Annotated in this window: 1 protein-coding gene; it reads right to left on the reverse strand. The window is 29.1% G+C overall.

The features are described 5' to 3' along the window. Positions 1-433, reverse strand: a 433-nt coding sequence (locus KI356_RS27200) for a histidine kinase dimerization/phospho-acceptor domain-containing protein (RefSeq protein ID WP_212937002.1), incomplete at both ends; no start/stop codon positions are given.

Raw genomic sequence — 433 nt, forward strand, 5'->3', positions numbered from 1 at the left:
ACTTCATCATTCACAATATAAGTATTCTCTAATGTCTCTGTAGATTGAATATTAAATTCGTTAGTTAAATCACTTATATATTGTATCTGCTCATACATTGATTCAAGTACTGGTGCTTGTTCTTCGTATTCGTCTTCTAAATAATATAATTGTAATCTAACCGCAGTTAAGGGTGTATTAATATCATGTCGTAATTTATTTAATAGCTCTTTTTTTATTTGTTCCTGTTGTTGTAGTTCTAATTCTCGATAAGTCGTTCTTTCTATAAGCAAGTTTACTGACCTAATCAGTTCCCCCATCTCGTCATCGCTTTTGACATCGATTATATTAGGGGTTTTTTTATCACTAGCTAAATCCCGAATCGTTTGATTTAATACATTAATTTTATTTAATACTGTGTTAATCGATTTTGAAAATACAAAAGCTAATACTA

The sequence above is a fragment of the Bacillus hominis genome (genome assembly GCF_018332515.1).
In the GTDB taxonomy this organism is placed as follows: Bacteria; Bacillota; Bacilli; order Bacillales; family Bacillaceae_G; genus Bacillus_A; species Bacillus_A hominis.